The following is a 443-nucleotide window of genomic DNA, read 5'->3' on the forward strand; positions in this document are numbered from 1 at the left end:
AATGACGATGACGACGCGGTGGTGCAACCGGCATGAGCACCCTCACCGACAAGCCTGTCGTCGTCATCACGGGTGCCGGCAGCGGCATCGGCGCCGCCATCGCCGCGCTGCTGCGCGAGCGGGGATGGGCCGTGGCGTCCATCTCGCGGGAACCCGCACCGGACAACGACCTGTGGCTGATCGCCGACGTCGCCGACGAGCGGGAGGTCACCGACGCGGTGGTCACCGTGCGCGACACGCTCGGCCGCATCGACGCCGCGGTGGTCTGCGCCGGGCATTATCAGGAGACGCCCGCCCTCGACATCGACCAACCGTCGTGGGAGCGGATGCTGCGCGTGCACGTCGGCGGCCTGGCCCACGTGTGCCGGGCGGTTCTGCCCGACATGCGTGAACAGGGCCGGGGCCGCATCGTCGGCATCGCCTCCGAGCGCGCCATCGGCGGC

1 protein-coding gene is annotated in these 443 nt (G+C 72.0%); it reads left to right on the forward strand.

Annotation, left to right across the window (positions count from 1 at the left end; genetic code table 11):
• Positions 1-32 precede the first annotated feature (32 nt).
• The coding region (locus CS062_RS25430; RefSeq protein WP_143742554.1) for an SDR family oxidoreductase at positions 33-443 on the forward strand (411 nt) is incomplete at its 3' end.

The organism is Roseateles chitinivorans (genome assembly GCF_002761755.1).
GTDB classification, from domain to species: domain Bacteria; phylum Pseudomonadota; class Gammaproteobacteria; order Burkholderiales; family Burkholderiaceae_C; genus Roseateles; species Roseateles chitinivorans.